Origin of the sequence: Simiduia agarivorans SA1 = DSM 21679 (assembly GCF_000305785.2) — a bacterium.
Lineage (GTDB): Bacteria > Pseudomonadota > Gammaproteobacteria > Pseudomonadales > Cellvibrionaceae > Simiduia > Simiduia agarivorans.
Genome location: NC_018868.3, coordinates 3,854,454 through 3,875,801, shown reverse-complemented (window position 1 = coordinate 3,875,801; position 21,348 = coordinate 3,854,454). Strand labels below are relative to the sequence as shown.

Genomic DNA, 21,348 nt, shown 5'->3' with positions numbered 1-21,348 from the left:
GATGAATATTGACTGCCACTATAGCGAACCAGCCTGAACATGGACTGAACCGCGGCCCCAAGGTCAAAAGCTGACTTTTGGGTGCGCGCACTATACCATTAGCCGCCTTAGTTCTCCTGCCATAGTGATATTTTATCTGATGAATGAGACCAACCGGTTTATCCTTTCTGGCCAACGCACCGTTGCCATTGAGTCTCAGGCCGTTCAGGCGTTACACGGCCGCATAGATTCCACCTTTGCCGCCGCCTGTGAGCTGATACTGCAGTGCAAGGGCCGGGTCATCGTCACCGGCATGGGTAAATCCGGCCACATCGGCGGCAAAATCGCCGCGACCCTGGCCAGCACCGGCACGCCGGCTTTCTTCGTCCACCCGGGCGAAGCCAGCCACGGCGATCTGGGCATGGTCACCCGTCAGGATGTGGTCATCGCCATTTCCAACTCCGGTAGCTCATCGGAGGTAGTCACGCTGATTCCCCTGTTCAAGCGCTTGCAAGTGCCAATCATCAGCATGACCGGAAAGCCGGACTCGCCGCTGGCGAAAGCGTCAGATGTCCACCTCGACATCTCCATTACGGAAGAGGCCTGCCCTCTGGATCTGGCCCCCACGTCTTCGACCACCGTGACACTGGTCATGGGCGACGCGCTGGCGGTAGCCTTACTCGAAGCCCGCGGCTTTACCCGGGAAGACTTTGCCTTTTCCCACCCGGGTGGTGCGCTTGGCCGGCGCTTGTTAGTACGCGCCGAGGACCTGATGCACAAAGGCTCAGAAGTACCCAGAGTCCGCGACACAGCACCCGTTTCGCAAGCATTGGTCGAAATGACACGCAAAGGCTTTGGTATGACCACTGTGGTGGATGATGAGGACCAGTTGCTGGGCGTATTCACCGATGGCGACCTGCGCCGGTGTGTCGATCAGGGCACAGACCTGGCCAATGCCACCATGGCCACAGTCATGACCCGCTCACCTAAAGCCATCCAGGCCGACCTGCTGGCGGCCGAAGCACTGACGCTGATGGAAACCAAAAAAATCACCGCCCTGGTCGTCGAAGACAACCAGGGCCACCCTATCGGCCTGCTGCATATGCATGACATTCTGCGCGCCGGTATCGTTTAAAGGTTGAACCGCACATGACCCAAGTACAAAAAATTGCCCGCCAGATCAGACTACTGGTGCTGGATGTCGACGGCGTACTCACCGATGGACGCCTGTACTTCGACAATCAGGGCAACGAGATGAAAGCGTTCAACACTCAGGATGGCCACGGCATCAAGCTCTTGCAAAAGGCCGGGGTAAAGGTGGGGATCATTACCGGACGCAAAAGCCAGCTGGTTGAAAAACGCGCCCGGGACCTTGGCATTGAATTACTGATTCAAGGACGCGAGGACAAGTTTGTTGCGCTCAATGAAATGCGCAGTGCGTTTCCCTGTGAGTTGGAACAGATTGCATTTATGGGCGACGATCATCCCGATCTCACCTGCATGGTGCGGGTAGGGCTGGCAATGACCACCGCCAATGCCCATCCGGACGTGGTTGCCCGGGCTCACTGGCAAAGCGGCCGGCAAGGCGGCGAAGGTGCCGTGCGTGAAGCCTGCGACTTTTTGCTGCACGCCCAGGACAAGCACGCCGCCCTGCTTGCACACTACACGGAATTCTGAACATGCCGAAGTGGCTTCGCAAAGCGCTGCCAGTTGCTATCGCCCTGCTGGTGCTGCTCTACCTGTTCACGGTAGATAACCCGTCGAGCCAGCTTTTTGACACCGCCGATAGCGGTCAGACGCAAACGGCACCGGTGTTTTTTATCACCGACTTCGAAAGCCGCCAGTACGGCGACAGTGGCACCATTGTCCAGATACTCAGAGGTCTGAGGGCAGACCATTTCCAACCCAAAGGCCAGGCCAGCGCCGAGGATTACACGGTCATTGAACAGCTCGAAGCCGAGATTTTCCAGGACCAGGAAGACCCTTGGCTTATCCGCGCCAACCAGGGTGTCGCGAACCAAAAAGGCCAGCAAATCACCTTGTCCGGGAATGTAAAACTCTGGCTGCAGGACCCCGAACGGGGCCTGACTGAACTGACCACCGAAAAACTGGTCTATTTTCCCAAGCGCCGGTTTGCAACCACCGACGCGCCGGTCCGCATCACCACGCCGGACGGCACTGCGGACGCCATCGGCCTGGATGCCGATTTGACCAAACAAATATTAACGCTGAAAAAAAGAGTGAGAAGTGTGCATGCGCCCTACTAACCTCATGGCACTGGCGCTGTTGGCGCTGAGTACAAACCTGTACGCCCTGCCCACAGACAGGGATCAGCCCATTCACATCGAAGCCGATCACTATGTGCTTAACCAGAAAGCCGGCATCACCACCTATACCGGCAACGTGGTCATGGATCAGGGCAGCATCCACATTGAAGCCGACAAGATCGTTATTCACAGCAACGACAAAAAAGTCAGCCGGGTCATCGCCACCGGCACGCCGGCCCGGTTCCAGCAGCAACCAGCCGAGGACAAAGCCGTGGTCGTTGCCAGCGGCAACACCCTGAATTACCAGGTTACACAGGATAAACTCTCAATTACCGACAACGCCCAGGTTGAGCAGGACGGCTCCCTCATTTCCGGCGACAAAATCACCTATAACATCCTCCGCGCCGTGGTAGAGGCCAACAGCCAACCCAACACCAAAACGCGCGTAAAGGTTGTGCTGCAGCCACAAAACCGCAACGACGAAAAAGCCGGAGCGAAAAACTGATATGGCGCAGCTGATTGCACAAAACCTGGCCAAGAGCTACAAAAAGCGCCGCGTGGTTATCGACGTCTCCATGGAGGTCAATAATGGCCAGATAGTCGGCTTGCTGGGCCCCAACGGTGCAGGCAAGACCACCTGTTTTTACATGATTGCAGGTCTGGTGCCGAGCGACGCCGGGCGCATTTTACTGAACGACCAGGACCTCACCAGCAAAGCCATCCACGAGCGCGCTCGCGCCGGCATCGGCTACCTGCCACAGGAGGCCTCGGTGTTCCGTAAACTCACGGTAGCCGACAATATCCTGTCAATACTGGAAACCCGCCCCGAGCTTAACCGCAAGCAAAGGCTGGCAAAAATGGAGGCGTTGCTGGAAGAGTTCCACATCACCCATATCCGGGACAGTTTGGGCATGGCACTCTCCGGCGGTGAGCGCCGCCGAGTAGAGATCGCCCGCGCGCTGGCCACTGAACCCAGCTTTATATTGCTGGATGAGCCCTTTGCGGGCGTTGACCCTATATCTGTGGGCGACATTAAAAACATTATCCGGCAACTGCGCGATAAGGGCATCGGCGTGCTGATTACCGACCACAACGTGCGCGAAACCCTGAGCATCTGTGAAACCGCCTATATTGTGAGCGAAGGTCACATCATCTGCTCGGGCACGCCAGAGCAGGTACTCGCCAACCAACGGGTACGTGAAGTTTATCTGGGCGACCAGTTCACCCTGTGATAACGCTTTGGAACGGCACAATCATTGCTTGTCAATATTGCCCGCGTCCGGTCAGCTGACTACACTAGGGTTATTGTCCTAATCGAGTCCCGGGCGCATGCATCGGGCCAGAGGTTCCAAGCCCGCTTACAATGAAGCCTTCTCTGCAATTAAAACTGGGTCAACAGCTGACTATGACCCCCCAGCTACAGCAGGCCATTCGCCTGCTGCAGTTGTCGACCCTGGATTTACAAGCAGAGATTCAGGAAGCGCTCGATTCCAACCCCATGCTGGAAGTCGCCGAGTCCGACGATGGACCGGAGCAAAAGGCCAGCAACGAACAAAGTCAGGAGCCTCAGGAGACTGGCGACCAGAGCGAGCAGCCCGGTAGCAGCGATAGCGGTGATATGGACAGCGATTGGGCCGACCAGATCCCGGGCGAGCTGCCAGTGGACACCAATTGGGACGACATTTACACCTCCGCGCCCACCAGTGCCGGGCCGGCCCCCGACGACGACCGCGATTACGAACGCGGTGACAGCAGTGGAGAGAGTCTGCAGGACCACCTGTTGTGGCAACTTAACCTTACCCCGATGAGCGACAGGGACCGGGTCATTGCCATGGCAATTATTGACGCTATCGGTCCTTCTGGCATGCTCGACAGCCCTCTGGAAGAAATCTTTGAAGGCCTCAGCCAGGCAGAGGAATGGGACGATCCGCTGGAGTACGACGAGGTGCTGGCAGTACTGCACCGCATACAACAGTTCGACCCGCTCGGCGTCGCCGGTCAGAACCTGTCGGAATGCTTGCTCATCCAACTCAAAGCGCTACCGGCCACAACGCCCCTGCTGGAAACTGCTAAGCTGATAGTCAGAGAACATCTCGAACTCCTCGGCAGTCGTGATTACAAACAACTCATGCGCCGGTGCAAGCTCAAGGAAGCGGAGTTGGCCAGCATCATCGAGCTGATCCAGACCCTGAATCCGCGCCCCGGAGAAAGCGTCAGCGCATCCGATACCGAATATGTGGTTCCCGATGTATTTGTCACAAAGAAGCAGGATCGTTGGCTGGTTGAATTGAACCCGATATCGCGCCTAAAATTCGCATCAACTCCGGTTATGCGGCGCTGGTCAAACGCGCCGACACCAGCCGTGACAACAGCTTTCTGCGCGACCATCTGCAGGAAGCACGCTGGTTCCTGAAAAGCCTCCAAAGCCGCAATGAAACGCTACTGAAAGTCGCCACCACCATCGTCGAAAAACAGGTGGGATTTTTCGAGCACGGTCCGGAAGCGATGCGCCCAATGGTGCTGCACACCATCGCCGAAGAGGTGGGCATGCACGAATCCACCATTTCACGTGTGACGACGCAAAAATACATGCACACACCGCAAGGTATTTTTGAGCTGAAATACTTTTTCTCCAGCCATGTGAGTACCGACTCCGGTGGCGAGTGCTCATCCACGGCTATCCGCGCCATCATTAAAAAGCTGGTGGCCGCAGAGAATCCGAAAAAACCCTTGAGTGACAGCAAAATCACCAAACTCTTGGAAGAACAGGGCATCCAGGTAGCCCGGCGCACCATCGCCAAATACCGGGAATCGTTGGGCATAGCCGCCTCCAACGAACGCAAGCGATTGATTTAACGCCCCGCACGGCCGGGGCAGCAGATGCAACAGCGACACAAGGAGCAAGCAGAATGCAAGTCAATATCAGCGGACACCACCTCGACCTGACTGATCCCATCAAAAACTACCTGATGGCCAAGCTGGAAAAGCTTGAGCGGCACCACGACCGAATAACCAGCGTGAATGCAATCCTGAGTGTTGATAAACTACAACAGAAAGCCGAGGCCACCGTACACGTGAGCGGCGCTGAATTCTTCGCCAACTCCGAAAACGAAGACCTTTACGCCGCCATCGACCTATTGGCCGACAAGCTTGATCGGCAGTTGATCAAGCACAAGGAAAAGCTGAGAAGCCACCGTTAACCTGCCAGTTGCAGACACCTGCAACGAGCCCGAGATTTATGCAGTTCGAAACTCTTCTAGCCCCCAGCCGCACCCAGTGCGGCGTTGAGGGGGGCAGTAAAAAGCGCGTGTTAGAGATTCTCGCCAACCTGATCGCGGAAGAAGCCGCCGAGCTTAACGCCGTCGACGTATTCCGGGCACTGGTGGCACGCGAAAAACTGGGTTCCACCGGTTTAGGCTTGGGTATTGCGATTCCCCATTGCCGCCTGGCCCAGTGTGCACAAACAACCGGTGCACTGATAGTATTGAAAGAGCCTGTGGACTTTGATGCGCCCGACAACCAGCCGGTGGATATCATTTGTGCCTTGATGGTGCCCGAACAGGCCACCGGCGAGCACCTGCAAACACTGGCTCAACTGGCGGAACTGTTTCAGCGTGACAGCTTCCGCCAGCAGTTGCGCAGCCAAACCGATAATCAGGCACTGTTTGTGTATACCGAACAACAACTTCTTAAACTGACAACCTAGGATTTACCATGTCTTCCCCCAAAGCTTCACGCCTGGTAGTCATCAGCGGCCGTTCAGGCGGAGGCAAAAGTACAGCCCTGCATGTACTGGAAGACCTGGGTTTCAATTGTATCGACAATCTGCCACTGCGACTGTTGCCTGAATTAATCAAACAACTGGTCAACGATTCGCCCGGGCAACGTTTTGCGATCAGTGTCGATGCGCGCAATGCCTGGTCAGACCTGCCACGCTTTCCACAGCTGGTCGCCGAAGCCAATGCCCACGGTATCTATGTTGAAATCCTTTATCTGGACGCCCGCAGCCCCGTTTTGGTGCAACGTTTTTCAGAAACCCGGCGCAAGCATCCATTAAGCAAATCTGGCATGGCGCTCAAGGAAGCATTGGGCAAGGAGCGCGAACTGCTCCAGCCAGTGCTCAACATGGCCGACCTGGTTATCGATACCACGACCCTGACCTTGCATCAGTTACGCGATCTGGTTCAAAGCCGCGTGCGCACCGAAGACGACGCCATCATGTCGGTGCAGGTGATTTCCTTTGGCTTTAAGCGCGGGGTGCCAGTGGATGCGGATTTTGTTTTCGATGTACGTTGCCTGCCGAACCCTTATTGGAAACCCGAGCTGCGGGCTCATACTGGCCTCGATCAACCGGTGATCGATTTTCTCAACAGCGAGCCGGATTGCCAGCAAATGCTGAATGACATACTCGCTCACCTGCAACGCTGGTTGCCAAAATTCGAACAGGGAAACAGAAGCTACATGAGTATTGCCATTGGCTGCACCGGCGGACAGCATCGCTCGGTCTTCATTGCCCAGCGGCTCAAGGAAGCCCTGCAGTCCCAGCACAAGAAAATCAATCTTCGCCACCGCGAAATTGACCGGACCTGACCATGGAAACCCGCGTCACTATCATCAACAAACTCGGCTTACACGCACGCGCAGCTGCCAAACTGTCTGCCCTGGCGGCACGATTCGACTGCCGCATTCAGGCTGGCAAAGAAGGCCGACTGGTGGATGCCAAAAGCGTCATGTCATTGATGCTGCTCGCGGCCGCGCAAGGCACAGAGCTGCACCTGGTGGCCGAAGGCCCCGAGCAGGAACAAGCCATTGAAGCCATCTCGGCATTGATCAACGACCGGTTTGGCGAAGGCGAGTGAACTGTCACCCATCCCGTGTTTGAGCTACTATGCCGGCCCCCTATTGGACCATGATCATGCAAGACTATATCGAAGACACCGACGACGCGCCCAAAAGCAAAACCCAGGTCAAGAATGAAATGCTGGCATTGCAGGCGCTGGGGGTTAAATTGTGCGAGCTTAACCCGGGCCAGTTGGCAAAAATCCCGCTGGAAGACCCGCTACTGAAAGCCGTTCAGGAGGCCAGCCGGATAAAGTCCCACAGTGCGCGCAAGCGTCATTTTCAGTTTATCGGCCGCCTGATGCGTGAGGCCGACCATGAAGCCATCGAATCCGCGTATCAGGCGCTGATGCAGGTCTCCGAGCAACATGTGCAACAACACCACAAAACCGAGCAGTGGCGGGATCGGTTGCTGCAGGAAGGTGACGCTGCCCTGAATGAGTTTGTCGATCAATTTCCCTATGCGGACCGCCAGCAGCTGCGTCAATTGCTGAGAACAGCCAAGCAAGAGGCCGAGAGGGACAAACCGCCGGCTGCTGCCCGTAAGCTGTTTAAACTGCTGCGCCAGACTCTGACGACCCTTTAATGGATATCGGTCAAACGCTGTATTGGATCGGCCTGGCCGGTTGCGCCGTGTTTGCGATTTCCGGCGCCCTGGCCGCAGCGGAAAAACAGCACGACATTATGAGTTTTATCCTCCTTGGCGTTGTCACCGGCATTGGTGGCGGAACCGTGCGGGATCTGATTCTGGACCGACCGGTGTTCTGGCTGGTGGATCCACTCTATCTCGAAGTGTGCATTGCGGCCGCCGGCCTCACGTTCTTTGCCGCCCGGAAAATAAAATTCAAACACAAAGCGTTGGTCTGGATGGACGCCGCCGGCATGGCGTTATTCAGCATCATGGCCGCACAAATCAGCCAGCAATGGCACGCATCATGGATGGTCGCCATGGTCATGGCAATGATTACCGCCTCTTTTGGCGGCATCATCCGGGATGTACTGCTGGATCAGATGCCAGTGGTGCTGGAACCTGAAATCTATGTATCCGCCAGCCTGCTGGGCGCGCTGGGTTATCTGCTTACCTGCTCCTTCCAAGGTGTTGAAGACGGCTCAGCCAATTACCTGGCATTAGCCATCGGTTTCAGCATCGCCTTCAGCGTCCGAGGTGCGGCGATTATCTGGGATCTTCGGTTGCCGAAGTTTCCACCACCGGCTGCGGAATAAACTCCAGCGCGGCTGAATTAATGCAATAACGCAAGCCAGTGGGGTTGGGGCCATCTTCAAACACATGCCCCAGGTGCTCGCCACAGGCAGACAGGATTTCGACCCGCCGCATGCCCCAACTGAAATCTTTTTTCAGCACGATATTTTCCTTATAGAGACTGTCCCAGAAACTCGGCCAACCACTGCCGGAATCGTACTTGTGGCGTGAGTCAAACACCGGCAGTCGGCAACCGGCAGTCACATAAACACCTTCAGCCTTGTTGTGTAACAGCGCGCCGGTATGCGGTCGTTCGGTGGCGGCATTCCACAATATGTCGAATTGCTGGGGTGTCAGCATTTGTTGCCAGGTTTCCCGGGGAATCGCTGTCAGATCGCGCTGTTGCGCAATGAGCTCGCGGGCCTGACCGACCTCCATTGCCTGCGCAGGCGGGTCGCCGGCACACGCCATCAGGCAACCCCCGACCAATAAAGTGAACAGCCTCATCATGACCTCCTCGTGACGACCAGTGCCAGCTGAAAAAACAGCCTGCTAGATAGAGGCAGAAAGATCGGTTTTGTTACAAGGGCCGGTCGGTTGCCGGTTCATCCGTCTGGCGCTCATCCCGCGCCTGAGCTGAGGGCTCTACCCCACGCGTCTCACCGGCCTGGGTACCGGGTTTGACCGACTGACCAAGGGGATTCGAAATTTGTATGAATTTCATCTCTGGTGAGTCCAGTGGCCCGACGACGGAATAATTCACGCTGGTCATCTGATCAAACTGTTTCTCAAACAAGCGACTGGCCACAAATACCCCAGCCGCCACGGGCAACCCCGCAGAAACAGCGGCAATAAACGTCAGGTTATCGAGCACCGGCAGATTCACCGTGAGTTGAGTATCCAACTGGTTGCGCACTAAATCCACAGACCCGGCCATCTGCATCTTGCTGGACGGTGTCTTTACACTCACAGGCTGATTCATGGTGACCTGGCCGCCGGCAAAGACCAAATCCCCGGTGACCTGATCATACGCCATGCCACTGGCATACACATCGGAGAAATCCAATTGCAATCTGCGAATCCAGGTATCGAAGTTAAGGATGCCCATGAGGCGCATAAGTGCATTGCTGGCGCTGGCATCCTGACGCAAGAAGCGCCCTTTATTGAAAGCGAATTGTACGTTGCCATCCAACTGGCCAATGCCGGCGTCCATGGGCGTACCCAACCAGGAGAGCGCCAAATTTATCTCGGCATTGCGGCTTTCAATCAATTTGGTCATACCCAGGCTGTCCATGCTGTTGCCCAGATCACCCGCCGCCAGCCGCCCCGAAACACGACTGAGGTTTGATGCCTTATCCCAGGTGATTTCCGGACTCAGGCCCTGCGCGTCTGCCACAAATTGCAAATCAAACACATTGCCGGTCAACGAGGATATTCTCAGCTGCTCGCCGACCGTTTCCGATTCGAATCCGAATTGGCCCACATTTTTTTCGTTATAAAACAGTTGGCCAACAGCAACTTTCATCGCCGGCAGGTCCGTCAGTTGCCGCCAGATCAACTCTCGCTGATTGTCGGGCGCAGGCGCTGCGGTGGTGGCTTCAGGCCACAGTGGCAATCGCAGGTTTGACAATGACAGATCGAGCGGGGCATCGCCGGCAGGAATCGTTAGCGCTCCGGTTATGCGCTCATTGCGCAAATTAATCATCCAATGATCCTGCGACCGGATTGCCTCAACGCTTGACTCACCCAAACTGTGTTGCGCGTCGATCATCAGGTTTTCGGTGGCAAGACTGAGATAGATGGGCGGGTAAACAGGACCATCCTGAACCGGCGCAACATCTGCCCTTTGCTGAACCAGCTGTTGGTCCAACAGTGCGCGCCAGGGGCCTAAGTCCAGAGTCTGCACCTGCATCCCGATGCTGAGCATCGGCTGACTCGGCAGTCGGGCAGTGCCGTTAAACTGAACATCGCCACGATCAAAGGTCAGCCCTTGCGGCCGACGCGTCCACAACAACCTGGCGTTAAGGTACTTACCCACTGCACCATCCAGTGCCAACCGATCCTGCGCTAACGGCATGCTCACGTGCAAGCCAATACTCTGATCAGCCTGTTTATCCAGCGGAGCTGGCAAATCCAGGGCAATTCCGGCCAGATCACTCTTCACCGTAAGTATGCTTTGGGCCTCGGGCCGCTGCCAGGGAATATCCACCAACACCGTAAAGCGTGCGCTTCCGGAGACCTGCTCAATGGCGGGCGCACCGGCCCATTGCAACAACGCGCCTGCCGACGCCCGGGTATCAATGGCAAGATTAATGGTATCTTTTTTGCCATTTAAACCAGCCGTCAGCGTAAAGGGCTCCCCCCAAAGACTGCCCTGCATTGCGCCGATGGACACCGCGCGGGAATCCGAGACCAGGAGTTCACCGGCAATTTGCTCAGCGGTCATGGCGATGGCGGGAATCGATACACTGGCCTGTGCGAGCTGGAGATTCACTTCGTAACCCATGCGACGTTGTGCCAATTCCCCCATGGGAATCGCCAACTTCAATTTGCCTTGATACTGACCGCTGAATTCCCAGCTTGAAAACACCTGGCCCGTCATATCGGCCAATGCTGAATCGGCCAGTAGCAGACCGGCATCACGCAAAGGACCGTTCAAATCGCTGTCAATATTGAGCCAATCCCGATTATCCGTTTTTTCCAGTACCACGCGGGTTTGGCTGATCTGTGAATCCAGTATCAGAGCCCGATCCGAATTAACCTGTAAGTGCCCACCATCCAACACCAATTCAGCCTTGGCGTTGCGAAGTGCAGGCCAGTCGGGTGAAAAAGCCAGCGCTGCATTGTCTATATCCAACCAAAGCTGCACACTGGGTTGACGCCCTTCTGCTTTCAAAAAGCCGTGGTATAAAAATCCGCCCGCCAGTACATCGCCGCCCTGCACTGCGGTATCCAACCAGCTGCGGAGATTATCCGATACAACCCTGGGTACATATTTTTTGTGGTATTGGGCAGCAGAATTCCGAATACCGATTTGCAGCAATAATTCCAGCGGCATGTCCCGCCCCTGCGTCGGAATATCGATATACAGAAAGCCCGTTGCTTCGCCGTCGGCCCCGGTAAACGCGATGGGTCCGCTGTTGACATAAACCGCCTGCTGTTCGGGCCGGATCCACCAGGCCACGTGCCCTCGAGCCGTGTCGTACGCCATTGGATTGTCGTAAACACTGGTGTAATGCATGCTGAATCTGTCCCGCGAATCCAACACCACAAAACCATCGCGCAAGGTGGACTGCACGTAACCGTCTACCCCGGTCACCGCCGGCGCTCCGTGCCAGGCACCGGCACTGGCCTGGTGTAAATTGGCTCGCAGTAAAACATCACTCAGGTCCGGCTGGCTCCAACCTGCATGTAGGTTTTTCAGCTCGCCGCCGGGGCTCAGGTCTTCAGCCAGCCCCTGTAACTTCTCCGGCAGTGCCGATAAACGGTTCAGCCATCGACTCCATAACGATAATAAGAGGCGATCAGCCTGAAAGTACTTCTCGCCGTTGGCACCGGCACCCATCCCCAACGCAAACAGCGGATGAGACTGGTTGCCCCAGGCCAGATCAATTTGTTGCAGCTGGACCTGCCATTCACCGCCGAAATAGGCGTGACCGGTAATATCGGCACTCATTTTCCGGAGCGGAATCTGACGGCCATCCAGTTCGAAAGGCAGCCCGGTTAAGTTGACTTTACCGATCCAATCGAGCCCCCGGTCCGGCGTGAGACTGACCCAGGCTTCAACCGACACTTCGCCTTCTTTCCGCCATTGCCCTTCGGGCAGACCTTGCCAATATTGCTGGGCCAACAGCGCCATGATTTTTTCAGACGGCAGCCGGTCAATTTTGACATAGCCTTGGGAGCCAAACTCGTCAATATTGAACGGATCACCGCTGCCCTCGAGCACCAGTTTGATCGCCTCCGGTTGCTCGTCGAGCTGAATATCCGCACTCAGACGATGGCGATTCTGACTGTGCTCCAACAAAATCTGGTTTACCACCAGCTCTATCTGATGCCCGCTTGCCAGCGTCAGCTGGGTCTGCAAATCCACCAGGCGTACGCTACGCCCGACCAGGAACAAGCCGCGTAAATCGTCGAGAGAATAAATACTTTGGCGGGCCTGGGGTGCCGACTCGATCAGTTTAGGTTGCAGGCCTGCGAGCTGATAAGCGCCTGCGTCGGTTTGAATGAAATGGCTGCGCAACCCCAAAAATTCCACATCGGAAAAACGCAGGCGTTGATCCAACAACGAGCGCAGCAAATCCACTTCCGCCAGCGCGCTTTCGACTGACAGAACCGGTTCCCCGGCTTTACCTGAAACCGACAGGCCCTCTATCACCAACACCGGCAGCAGGCTGTCCCAGGACGCCGCCAGCGAGTCGATTGTCACATTCAGGCCGGTGGAATTTTCAACGTAATCGACCAATGTCTGCCGATAGTCGGCCACCATAGGGGTCGCCATACGGCCCAGCTGAACCACCAGTGCACTCAGGATCAACGCAACCGCCAGCACACGCCACAAACTGCGGAACAGGAGAGACAACAGGCGGGTTAACGGTTTCAAACGGATCACACCAATATGATGTCGTACTGCTCTTGGCAGTAAAGTGTTTCAACCTGAAACTTTATCGGGCGCCCGATAAACTCTTCCAGATCAGCCACGTTGGCAGACTCTTCGTCCAGCAGACGATCAATCACGGCTTGCGCACCCAATACCAGAAAACTTTCGTTTTCATAGGACCGCGCCTCGCGCAGAATTTCGCGGAACATCTCATAACAGACGGTTTCCACCGACTTAAGTCGCCCTCGCCCTTCACACACAGGGCAAGGTTCGCACAATACCTGACCAAGCGACTCCCGCGTCCGCTTGCGGGTCATTTCCACCAGCCCCAGCTCTGACACGCCGGTGATGCTGGTCTTGGCGTGATCGCGCTCCATCATTTTTTCCAGTGTGCGCAGCACCTGGCGCTGGTGCTCACTGTCTTTCATGTCAATAAAATCAAGAATAATAATCCCGCCCAGATTGCGCAGGCGAAGCTGACGGGCAATCATAGTGGCGGCTTCAAGATTGGTCTTGAAGATAGTCTCTTCCAGATTGCGATGGCCCACAAAAGCACCGGTATTCACATCGATGGTGGTCATCGCTTCGGTTTGTTCGATTACCAGATAACCACCGGATTTGAGTGGCACTTTGGTTTCCAGTGCGCGTTGTAATTCGTCTTCTACACCGTACAAATCAAACAGCGGTCGCTCGCCCGGGTAGTGCTCCAGCAGACCCGCAATTTCCGGCGAATATTGATGCGCGAACTCGTTCATTTTGGCAAACACTTCGCGCGAATCCACCCGGATTTTTTCCAGATTGGGTTTCACCAGATCCCGCAACGTACGCAAAAACAATGGCAAGTCTTCGTGCAGGATACTCGGGACCGCTGCCTTAGCAAAACTGGCCGACAGGTTTTCCCACATCTGAAACAAAAACGGCACATCGGCCCGGATCTCTTCCTCAGTGGCCACTTCGGCCACCGTGCGCACAATAAATCCACCGCGCCCTTCACCCTGGTGTTCGGCCATGGCAGATTCCACCAGACTTTTCAGGCGCTCGCGCTCGGAGTCTTCTTCAATGCGCGTGGAAATACCGATGTGTTCCGTTTTTGGCATGTACACCAGGTAGCGCGAGGAAATGGACAGGTGGGTTGTCAGTCGGGCGCCTTTGGTACCGATGGGGTCCTTGGTCACCTGTACCACCAGGGTTTCCCCTTCATGCACCAAATTGCGGATATCCGGCACTTCGGCTTGCCGCGCTTCCATGCCATTTTCATCCAACGGCGCGATGTCTGCAGCATGAATAAAGCCGGCACGCTCAAGCCCGATATTCACGAACGCCGCCTGCATGCCGGGCAGCACGCGCACCACCTTGCCCTTATAGATATTGCCCACCAAGCCACGGCGCTGCGGCCGCTCGATGTACACTTCCTGCAGCACGCCGTTTTCCACCAGCGCGACCCGGGTTTCCGTAGGCGCCACATTGATCAGTAATTCTTCACTCATGATCCAGCCCAGTAAGGTATTTGAAAGGATTCAAGTAGCGGCACCAGCGCTTCGATGGGCAAACCCACAACGCCCGAGTAACTGCCTTCTATGCGTTCAACCCACACTGCACCCAGGCCCTGAATGCCATAGCCACCGGCCTTGTCGGCGGGCTCTCCACTGGCCCAGTAGCGTGCCATAGCGCTTTCATCCAACTCGCGGAAATACACCTGGGTAACGGATAATGACTGCAATGCACGCGAGCCATCCACCAACGCCAGGGCACTCATGACCTGGTGGCTTTTACCCGATAGCCTGGACCAGATAGCGTAGGCATGCGCGCGATCGCGGGGCTTCTCCACAATCTGACCCTCTGACACCACGATCGTATCGGCGCCCAGTACCGGAAGCTCAGCGGTCAACTTAAGCCCCGCACGGGCCTTCGCCAACGCGAGGCGCTGGACATAGGCGGAGGGCGATTCACCCGCCTGCCAGACCTCCTCTACCTGCGTGGCCTGCTGAATGTAAGCGACACCAATCTGATCAAGTAATTCGCGCCTGCGCGGAGACTGTGACGCCAATAACAAAGAAGGGGGCACCCGATACTCCTATGGGATGAATTTTTATCCATTATAAGGGCTTGCACCCCTGGGAAGGTAAAATCAGGTGATTTTAAAGCGCCTGCGTAACACCTGCTGGGAACGGAGCACCAGCGGCCAGACCAGAGCGCTGGTGAGCGCCGGCCAAAGGAAGCCAAACCCCGAGTATTCATGCCCCGACAGCGAATTGACCCAATTACCGATCACCTGCTGAACACCGACCAACACGAACAGCCAGCCCGCCTGCTGCCAGGCCGCATAATTGCGCAGCCGTTGATAGGACAGCAGACAGATATAGCCGATGAGGACCAGTGGCAGGGCGTGGTGCCCGAGCAGTGAACCTTCTATTACATCCTGCAGGAGCCCCACACAACACAGGACACCCAAGCCAATACGCTGCGGCAGGGCCAGTACCCAATAGGCGCTCAATAACAACACCCATTCGGGCCGGTAGTTGGCAAAATTACCCATCGGCCAGACGGACAGCAACAAGGCCGGCACCAACATCAGCGCCGGCAGCCAGAGATTATTCGCCTTGGCGGGTTGCACGTTCGGTTTCCCGGTCAAATACCAACAACACGTGCCGGCTTCGGTTGAGTTGGGCGCGCGGCACGGCGATTACATCGGCAAAGGGCTGCCCGGGCTGCATGGTCACGCTGGACACCTCGGCCACCGGATAGCCCACGGGGAAGCGACTGCCCAAGCCCGACGATACCAGCAGATCGCCGGCCCGGATATCAACGGTGCCGGATACATGGCGCAATTTCAGCTTGTATAAGTCACCCACGCCTTCAGCAATCGCCCGCACGCCATTGCGGTTAACCTGCACCGGCAAGGCGTGGGTCGGGTCTGTAATCAGCATCACCCGACTCGAGGAGGGAGTAACAGAGACGACTTGCCCCATAAGTCCGTTGGCGTCCAGCAGAGGCTGACCCACATAGACACCATCGCTCACGCCTTTATTGACCACCACAACGTGGGATTGCGGATCGGGTGACACACCGATCAACTCGGCCACCAACACCCGATCTTCGATCAGATCCGCGGAATTGAGCAGTTGGCGCAGACGGACGTTTTCCGCTGCCAAGGAGGCCATTTGCTGCAATTTCCGCTTGAGAACCAGAAGCTCGCCCCGCAGCGCCGCGTTTTCCTGTTGCAGTTCATCGCGCGAGCGCAGTCCATCCTGGGCACTTTCATTCAATCGCGCCGGCAGATCAGTAAGCCAGTAAAAAGGCACCGCCAACTCACCCAGCTCTGACTTCACAGGCTCGAGCCATTCGGTGTAGCGATCAATCAGCAGCAAGGCCAACAGCAGCAGAATCAGCAGGGTCGCTTTCGACGCCGGCGAAGGGCCTTTGGTAAACAGCGGCTTGATAGCAGTACCTCCGTGTCAGCACCGGGTTTGCGGGCGAACCGAGTGACGCCCGCTCAGATCAGGAGGAGAGTAGGTCGATGTTGCGCTTGTCCATCAGGTCCATGGCTTTACCGCCCCCGCGCGCCACGCAGGTGAGCGGGTCATCGGCCACAATCACTGGCAGGCCGGTTTCTTCCGACAACAGGCGGTCGATATCGCGCAACAAGGCGCCGCCACCGGTGAGTACAATGCCACTTTCAGCAATATCAGACGCCAGTTCAGGCGGAGATTGCTCAAGCGCGCTTTTCACGGCCTGCACGATACCGGCAAGGGGCTCCTGCAGGGCTTCAAGAATCTCATCGGAATTGAGGGTAAAGGAACGCGGCACCCCTTCGGCCAGATTGCGGCCGCGCACGTCGATTTCGCGCACTTCGCTGCCGGGGAAGGCACAGCCGATCTCCTGCTTGATGCGCTCGGCGGTGGCGTCACCTATGACCGACCCGTAGTTGCGGCGCACGTAGTTAACGATGGCCTCATCGAAGCGGTCTCCGCCGATACGCACGGAATCGGAATACACCACACCGTTCAGGGAGATAATGGCAATCTCGGTGGTACCACCGCCGATATCCACCACCATGGAGCCGGTGGCTTCTTCTACCCGAAGGCCAGCACCGATAGCCGCCGCCATAGGCTCTTCAATCAAACGCACTTCGCGCGCACCGGCACCCAGTGCCGACTCGCGGATGGCACGCTTTTCAACTTCGGTGGACAAACACGGCACACAAATCAACACGCGCGGTGAAGGCTGGAACCAGGAATTTTCATGCACCTTTTTAATGAAGTGCTGGAGCATTTTCTCGGTGACCTGAAAGTCGGCGATCACACCGTCCTTCAGCGGGCGGATGGCGGTGATGTTACCGGGCGTGCGCCCCAGCATGCGCTTGGCTTCCACCCCCACGGCTTCCACAATTTTCGATCCGTTGTGTTGTCGGATGGCCACCACCGAGGGCTCGTCCAGTACTATGCCGCGATCGCGCACAAATATGAGGGTGTTGGCCGTGCCCAGGTCAATGGACAGGTCGTTGGAAAAGACTCCGCGCAGGCGTTTGAACATGGGTGGTGGGCACCTTACTTCTAATGGTCAATATTCTTATTTCGGGCGCTTTAGCCGAGACTCGCAGACTTGGCCGGAATTAGTATCCACTACGCCCATAATCCCCGCACTCTAACAACGGCGGGGATTTTGAGCAAGGCGCAAATATGGTAACTTTAGCGCCCTTTTCACATTCCCGGGCTGTTTGCGCAAAAACCCGCCACATTGGGTTGCTAATCGGCACAAATCGCATCGTCTGGGGAGCAACCACGTGGCCGCGGAGAATTACAATGGCAGTGACCCGAAAGGACATTGAAAAGCTGGGCGAACTGGCCCGGCTCAAGATCAGCGAAGAGACCATCGACGAAGTCACCTCTCGCCTGGGCGACGTACTTAATCTGGTGGACCAGCTGCAGGCGGCCGACACCACCGGCATTGCACCCATGGCGCACCCGCTGGATGCGGTCCAGCGCCTGCGCGCGGACGAGGTGACCGAGACCAATCAACGCGACCGCTACCAGGCCATAGCACCGGCCACTGAAGATGGCCTCTACCTCGTACCCAAAGTTATCGACTAGCCGCCCTGTAAGGATTTTTCATGCACAACCTGACTCTGGCTGAACTGTCCCGCGGCCTGAAAGCACGGGAATACAGCAGTACCGAATTGACCCGCCATTTTCTCGAGCGCATCAAGCGCCTGGATGGCCAGTACAACAGCTACATCACGCTGACCGAAGACATTGCCCTGCAGCAGGCGGCCGACGCCGACGCGCGCCTGGCCCAGGGCGACAGTTCGCCCCTGTGCGGCGTGCCCATTGCGCACAAGGATATTTTCTGTACCGACGGCGTGCGCACCAGCTGTGGTTCAAAAATGCTGGATAACTTTATCGCGCCCTACAACGCCACGGTGGTAGAAAACTATCTCGCGGCCGGTGCAGTCATGCTGGGTAAAACCAACATGGACGAATTCGCCATGGGTTCGTCCAATGAGACCAGCTTCTACGGCCCGGTAAAAAATCCCTGGGATACCGGCTGCGTGCCCGGCGGCTCCTCTGGCGGTTCTGCCGCCGCGGTTGCCGCGCGCCTGGCGCCCGCCGCCACCGCCACCGATACCGGCGGCTCCATCCGCCAGCCTGCCGCCCTGTGCGGCCTGACCGGACTCAAGCCCACCTATGGCCGCGTGTCGCGCTGGGGCATGATTGCCTTTGCCTCAAGCCTCGATCAGGCCGGCCCGCTGGCGCGCACTGCAGAAGATGCGGCCATGATGTTGCAGGCCATGGCCTCGTTCGATGCCAAAGACTCCACCAACGTGGATCACCCCATCGACGATTATTGTGCGGGGCTCGGCAACAGCATTGCAGGTCTGACCTTGGGCGTGCCCAAAGAATACTTCGGCGAAGGCCTCAACCCCGGCACCCAAGCCGCGGTGGAAGCCGCCATCAAAACCCTGGAATCCCAGGGCGCCAAAATAAAAGAAATCACCCTGCCCCACTCGCACCTGGCCGTACCGGCTTACTATGTGATTGCACCGGCGGAATGCTCAGCCAACCTGTCACGCTTTGACGGCGTGCGCTACGGCTACCGATGCGACAACCCCACCGACCTGGCCGACCTGTACAAGCGCTCGCGCGGAGAAGCCTTTGGCGAAGAAGTGCAGCGCCGGATTCTGGTGGGCACCTATGCGCTGTCGGCCGGTTACTACGATGCCTACTACCGCAAAGCCCAGCAGGTTCGCCGCCTGATCAAGCAGGATTTTGTGGACGCATTTAAAGACGTGGACCTGATCGTGGGCCCCACCTCGCCCTCGCCGGCGTTTGCGTTTGGCGCCAAGGGCAAGGACCCCATCGCCATGTACCTGGAAGATATCTACACCATCGCCACCAACCTGGCGGGTCTGCCCGGCATGTCGCTGCCCTGTGGTCTGGTGGATAACAAACCGGTAGGCCTGCAGATCATCGGTAACTATTTCGATGAAGCGCGCATGCTCAATGCCGCGCACCAGTTCCAGCTGGCCACCGACTTCCACACCTTGGCGCCCGCGGGCATCGAGTAACCCAGGACTGAATTAAGGAGTTCACCCATGCAGTGGGAAACAGTGATTGGCCTGGAAGTGCACGTGCAACTGGCCACCAACAGTAAAATTTTTTCCGGCTCTTCTACCGCCTTCGGCGCCGAGCCCAACACCCAGGCATCGCTCATCGATCTGGCCATGCCCGGCACCCTGCCGGTGGCCAACGCCCAGGCGTTCCGCTACGCCACCATGTTCGGCCTGGCGATTGACGCGGAAATTGGCAAACACTCGGTGTTCGAGCGCAAAAACTATTTCTACCCCGACCTGCCCAAGGGCTACCAGACCACCCAGCTGGACGCCCCCATTGTGGGCGCCGGCCACGTGGACGTGACCCTGGCCGATGGGCGGACCAAGCGGGTACGGATTCACCACGCACACCTGGAGGAAGATGCAGGCAAGTCCTTACACGAGGACTTCCATGGCATGAGCGGTATCGACCTGAACCGGGCCGGCACGCCGCTGATTGAAATCGTGTCCGAACCCGATATGCGCAATGCAGAGGAAGCGGTGGCCTTTGCCAAAAAGCTGCACTCCATTGTCACCTCACTCGGCATTTGCGATGGCGAAATGAGCCAGGGCTCCATGCGCTTTGACGTGAACATTTCCGTGCGCCCCTTAGGTGAGGAAAAACTCGGCACCCGTACCGAAACCAAAAACCTGAACTCTTTCCGCTTTATGGAGGAAGCCATCAAGCTGGAAGTGGAACGCCAGATCGACCTGATCGAAGACGGCGGCACAGTGATTCAGGAAACCCGCCTGTACAATGGCGAACGCAAAGAATCCCGCTCCATGCGCTCGAAGGAAGAAGCCAACGATTACCGTTACTTCCCCTGCCCCGACCTGCTGCCAGTGGTGATTGACGACGCCTATATCGACGATGTGCGCAAGGCCATGCCGGAGCTGCCGGACGCACGCCATGCCCGCTTTGTTGAGACGTATCAGCTGTCCGACTATGACGCCGGCCAATTGTCAGACAACATCGACACCGCGCGCTTTTTTGAGGCCACTGTGGCAGTGGCCAAGGATGCCAAGCTTTCAGCCAACTGGATCATGGGTGAACTTGCCGCGCGCCTGAATGCAGAAGATAAAACCCTGCGCCAGAGCCCGGTCAGCGCAGAGCAATTGGGCGGCATGATTGCCCGCATCAAAGACGGCACCATCTCAAGCAAGCAAGCCAAAGAGGTATTCGACGGTTTGTGGGCAGGCGAAGGTGATGCTGACAGTATCATTGAAGCGCGCGGACTCAAGCAGGTGTCCGACACCGGTGCACTGGAAGCCATGGCCGATGACGTCATCGCTGCCAGCCCCAAGCAAGTGGAAAACTATAAAAACGCCGACGAGGACAAGCGGCCGAAAATGCTCGGCTACTTTGTGGGCCAGATCATGAAGGCCTCCAAAGGTCAGGCCAACCCGCAGGCCATCAACGAGATTCTGTTAAAGAAGCTCAACGAATTGCTGTAAGACTCTGTAGGGTGGAATGAGCGCAGCGAATTCCACCACTGCTGGTGCATTGCGCTGCGCTTAATGCACCCTACATTTTTTAAAGGAATTTCAATGTCACTCAAGAAAGACAAACAAAAAGTGCTGGGCGAAGTGTTTTCGGACGCTCAGGTCAGAACATTTCTGGATTTTCAGGCTCCGGCCGGCGTCAATGCCGATTATCATTGTCTGGAAAAAGCCTACCGCGGCATGGTGGCGGAAAATTTCGCCACCTTCCTGGGCTTTTTCAAGGAGGCCGGTCGCGATATCAATGCCACCAACCCCGACGGATTAACCCTGTTAGCCATAATGCGTCAACATGCCCAGTCTGAAGACTACATTGAGGCGATGATCGCCGCTGGCGCCCAATAACGCGGATTCGCCCGACACAAAACAA

At 56.8% G+C, this 21,348-nt stretch carries 22 protein-coding genes and 1 pseudogene; 16 read left to right on the top strand and 7 right to left on the bottom strand.

The genetic code is table 11. The features are described from left to right. The first annotated feature begins 139 nt into the window (after positions 1-139). The 12 genes and pseudogenes from M5M_RS17270 (at position 140) to M5M_RS17215 (ending at position 8,309) form a co-directional block, all read left to right on the top strand. Positions 140-1,114: a KpsF/GutQ family sugar-phosphate isomerase gene (locus M5M_RS17270; RefSeq protein ID WP_015048797.1), complete on the top strand. Its 975-nt coding sequence runs from the start codon at positions 140-142 to the stop codon at positions 1,112-1,114. Positions 1,115-1,128: 14 nt separating this feature from the next. Next, a complete protein-coding gene (locus M5M_RS17265; protein ID WP_015048796.1) occupies positions 1,129-1,656 on the top strand; it encodes a KdsC family phosphatase in 528 nt (175 codons plus the stop codon). A 2-nt stretch (positions 1,657-1,658) separates the two neighbouring features. Continuing rightward, positions 1,659-2,246 (top strand): LPS export ABC transporter periplasmic protein LptC, encoded by a 588-nt coding sequence (gene lptC / locus M5M_RS17260; protein WP_015048795.1) that lies wholly within the window; start codon positions 1,659-1,661, stop codon positions 2,244-2,246. Beyond that, positions 2,233-2,751, top strand: coding sequence for a lipopolysaccharide transport periplasmic protein LptA (lptA, locus tag M5M_RS17255; RefSeq protein WP_015048794.1), 519 nt, complete (start codon positions 2,233-2,235; stop codon positions 2,749-2,751). The genes lptC and lptA overlap by 14 nt, the downstream gene beginning before the upstream one ends. Before the next feature lies 1 nt (position 2,752). Continuing rightward, a complete protein-coding gene (lptB, locus tag M5M_RS17250; RefSeq protein WP_015048793.1) occupies positions 2,753-3,478 on the top strand; it encodes an LPS export ABC transporter ATP-binding protein in 726 nt (241 codons plus the stop codon). Positions 3,479-3,609: 131 nt separating this feature from the next. Continuing rightward, positions 3,610-5,102: pseudogene (locus tag M5M_RS17245) on the top strand (RNA polymerase factor sigma-54). Between the two features lie 53 nt (positions 5,103-5,155). Beyond that, positions 5,156-5,446, top strand: a complete 291-nt coding sequence (gene hpf / locus M5M_RS17240) for a ribosome hibernation-promoting factor, HPF/YfiA family (RefSeq protein ID WP_015048791.1) — start codon at positions 5,156-5,158, stop codon at positions 5,444-5,446. Between the two features lie 38 nt (positions 5,447-5,484). Next, positions 5,485-5,952, top strand: a complete 468-nt coding sequence (gene ptsN, locus M5M_RS17235) for a PTS IIA-like nitrogen regulatory protein PtsN (protein WP_015048790.1) — start codon at positions 5,485-5,487, stop codon at positions 5,950-5,952. 8 nt (positions 5,953-5,960) lie between these two features. Beyond that, positions 5,961-6,836 carry an RNase adapter RapZ gene (rapZ, locus tag M5M_RS17230; RefSeq protein WP_015048789.1) on the top strand — a complete coding sequence of 292 codons (876 nt, stop codon included), beginning with the start codon at positions 5,961-5,963 and terminating at the stop codon, positions 6,834-6,836. A 2-nt stretch (positions 6,837-6,838) separates the two neighbouring features. Further along, positions 6,839-7,105: an HPr family phosphocarrier protein gene (locus M5M_RS17225; RefSeq protein ID WP_015048788.1), complete on the top strand. Its 267-nt coding sequence runs from the start codon at positions 6,839-6,841 to the stop codon at positions 7,103-7,105. A gap of 56 nt (positions 7,106-7,161) precedes the next feature. After that, positions 7,162-7,671, top strand: coding sequence for a ribosome biogenesis factor YjgA (gene yjgA / locus M5M_RS17220; RefSeq protein ID WP_024330119.1), 510 nt, complete (start codon positions 7,162-7,164; stop codon positions 7,669-7,671). Next, positions 7,671-8,309 carry a trimeric intracellular cation channel family protein gene (locus M5M_RS17215; RefSeq protein ID WP_015048786.1) on the top strand — a complete coding sequence of 213 codons (639 nt, stop codon included), beginning with the start codon at positions 7,671-7,673 and terminating at the stop codon, positions 8,307-8,309. Before yjgA ends, M5M_RS17215 begins: the two co-directional genes overlap by 1 nt. Here the strand turns inward: M5M_RS17215 and msrB are convergent. From msrB to M5M_RS17180, 7 genes are all read right to left on the bottom strand, one after another. Next, positions 8,260-8,796, bottom strand: coding sequence for a peptide-methionine (R)-S-oxide reductase MsrB (gene msrB, locus M5M_RS17210; RefSeq protein ID WP_144062491.1), 537 nt, complete (start codon positions 8,794-8,796; stop codon positions 8,260-8,262). The genes M5M_RS17215 and msrB overlap by 50 nt on opposite strands. A gap of 70 nt (positions 8,797-8,866) precedes the next feature. Then, positions 8,867-12,892: a YhdP family protein gene (locus tag M5M_RS17205; protein WP_162141135.1), complete on the bottom strand. Its 4,026-nt coding sequence runs from the start codon at positions 12,890-12,892 to the stop codon at positions 8,867-8,869. A 5-nt stretch (positions 12,893-12,897) separates the two neighbouring features. Next, entirely contained in the window at positions 12,898-14,376 is a 1,479-nt protein-coding gene (rng, locus tag M5M_RS17200) for a ribonuclease G (protein ID WP_015048783.1), read from the bottom strand. Next, complete coding sequence (locus tag M5M_RS17195; protein ID WP_015048782.1) at positions 14,373-14,954, bottom strand: Maf family protein; 582 nt, start codon at positions 14,952-14,954, stop codon at positions 14,373-14,375. The genes rng and M5M_RS17195 overlap by 4 nt, the downstream gene beginning before the upstream one ends. A gap of 63 nt (positions 14,955-15,017) precedes the next feature. Next, the gene (mreD, locus tag M5M_RS17190; RefSeq protein ID WP_015048781.1) at positions 15,018-15,503 is read right to left on the bottom strand and encodes a rod shape-determining protein MreD; all 486 of its coding nucleotides are present in this window, start codon (positions 15,501-15,503) and stop codon (positions 15,018-15,020) included. Beyond that, complete coding sequence (gene mreC / locus M5M_RS17185) at positions 15,481-16,320, bottom strand: rod shape-determining protein MreC (protein ID WP_276324573.1); 840 nt, start codon at positions 16,318-16,320, stop codon at positions 15,481-15,483. Before mreC ends, mreD begins: the two co-directional genes overlap by 23 nt. Positions 16,321-16,387: 67 nt before the next feature. Then, positions 16,388-17,422 carry a rod shape-determining protein gene (locus tag M5M_RS17180; RefSeq protein ID WP_015048779.1) on the bottom strand — a complete coding sequence of 345 codons (1,035 nt, stop codon included), beginning with the start codon at positions 17,420-17,422 and terminating at the stop codon, positions 16,388-16,390. Between the two features lie 269 nt (positions 17,423-17,691). Between M5M_RS17180 and gatC the strand changes: the two genes are divergently transcribed. The 4 genes from gatC to M5M_RS17160 all read left to right on the top strand — a co-directional run bounded on the left by gatC (position 17,692) and on the right by M5M_RS17160 (position 21,323). Further along, complete coding sequence (gatC, locus tag M5M_RS17175; RefSeq protein ID WP_015048778.1) at positions 17,692-17,979, top strand: Asp-tRNA(Asn)/Glu-tRNA(Gln) amidotransferase subunit GatC; 288 nt, start codon at positions 17,692-17,694, stop codon at positions 17,977-17,979. 20 nt (positions 17,980-17,999) lie between these two features. After that, positions 18,000-19,454: an Asp-tRNA(Asn)/Glu-tRNA(Gln) amidotransferase subunit GatA gene (gene gatA, locus M5M_RS17170; RefSeq protein WP_015048777.1), complete on the top strand. Its 1,455-nt coding sequence runs from the start codon at positions 18,000-18,002 to the stop codon at positions 19,452-19,454. A 27-nt stretch (positions 19,455-19,481) separates the two neighbouring features. After that, the gene (gene gatB / locus M5M_RS17165) at positions 19,482-20,933 is read left to right on the top strand and encodes an Asp-tRNA(Asn)/Glu-tRNA(Gln) amidotransferase subunit GatB (RefSeq protein WP_015048776.1); all 1,452 of its coding nucleotides are present in this window, start codon (positions 19,482-19,484) and stop codon (positions 20,931-20,933) included. A gap of 93 nt (positions 20,934-21,026) precedes the next feature. Continuing rightward, entirely contained in the window at positions 21,027-21,323 is a 297-nt protein-coding gene (locus M5M_RS17160; RefSeq protein ID WP_015048775.1) for a PA4642 family protein, read from the top strand. Positions 21,324-21,348: the final 25 nt, after the last annotated feature.

What these genes read in the sequence shown, in the direction of transcription:
- ptsN (WP_015048790.1), top strand. Translation starts at nt 5,485, where the DNA reads ATGCAGTTCGAAACTCTTCTAGCCCCCAGCCGCACCCAGTGCGGCGTT.
- M5M_RS17225 (WP_015048788.1), top strand. Translation starts at nt 6,839, where the DNA reads ATGGAAACCCGCGTCACTATCATCAACAAACTCGGCTTACACGCACGC.
- M5M_RS17160 (WP_015048775.1), top strand. Translation starts at nt 21,027, where the DNA reads ATGTCACTCAAGAAAGACAAACAAAAAGTGCTGGGCGAAGTGTTTTCG.
- gatB (WP_015048776.1), top strand. Translation starts at nt 19,482, where the DNA reads ATGCAGTGGGAAACAGTGATTGGCCTGGAAGTGCACGTGCAACTGGCC.
- rapZ (WP_015048789.1), top strand. Translation starts at nt 5,961, where the DNA reads ATGTCTTCCCCCAAAGCTTCACGCCTGGTAGTCATCAGCGGCCGTTCA.
- M5M_RS17265 (WP_015048796.1), top strand. Translation starts at nt 1,129, where the DNA reads ATGACCCAAGTACAAAAAATTGCCCGCCAGATCAGACTACTGGTGCTG.
- hpf (WP_015048791.1), top strand. Translation starts at nt 5,156, where the DNA reads ATGCAAGTCAATATCAGCGGACACCACCTCGACCTGACTGATCCCATC.
- M5M_RS17215 (WP_015048786.1), top strand. Translation starts at nt 7,671, where the DNA reads ATGGATATCGGTCAAACGCTGTATTGGATCGGCCTGGCCGGTTGCGCC.
- lptA (WP_015048794.1), top strand. Translation starts at nt 2,233, where the DNA reads ATGCGCCCTACTAACCTCATGGCACTGGCGCTGTTGGCGCTGAGTACA.
- rng (WP_015048783.1), bottom strand. Translation starts at nt 14,376, where the DNA reads ATGAGTGAAGAATTACTGATCAATGTGGCGCCTACGGAAACCCGGGTC.
- lptB (WP_015048793.1), top strand. Translation starts at nt 2,753, where the DNA reads ATGGCGCAGCTGATTGCACAAAACCTGGCCAAGAGCTACAAAAAGCGC.
- yjgA (WP_024330119.1), top strand. Translation starts at nt 7,162, where the DNA reads ATGCAAGACTATATCGAAGACACCGACGACGCGCCCAAAAGCAAAACC.
- gatC (WP_015048778.1), top strand. Translation starts at nt 17,692, where the DNA reads ATGGCAGTGACCCGAAAGGACATTGAAAAGCTGGGCGAACTGGCCCGG.
- gatA (WP_015048777.1), top strand. Translation starts at nt 18,000, where the DNA reads ATGCACAACCTGACTCTGGCTGAACTGTCCCGCGGCCTGAAAGCACGG.
- msrB (WP_144062491.1), bottom strand. Translation starts at nt 8,796, where the DNA reads ATGATGAGGCTGTTCACTTTATTGGTCGGGGGTTGCCTGATGGCGTGT.
- M5M_RS17270 (WP_015048797.1), top strand. Translation starts at nt 140, where the DNA reads ATGAATGAGACCAACCGGTTTATCCTTTCTGGCCAACGCACCGTTGCC.
- M5M_RS17180 (WP_015048779.1), bottom strand. Translation starts at nt 17,422, where the DNA reads ATGTTCAAACGCCTGCGCGGAGTCTTTTCCAACGACCTGTCCATTGAC.
- lptC (WP_015048795.1), top strand. Translation starts at nt 1,659, where the DNA reads ATGCCGAAGTGGCTTCGCAAAGCGCTGCCAGTTGCTATCGCCCTGCTG.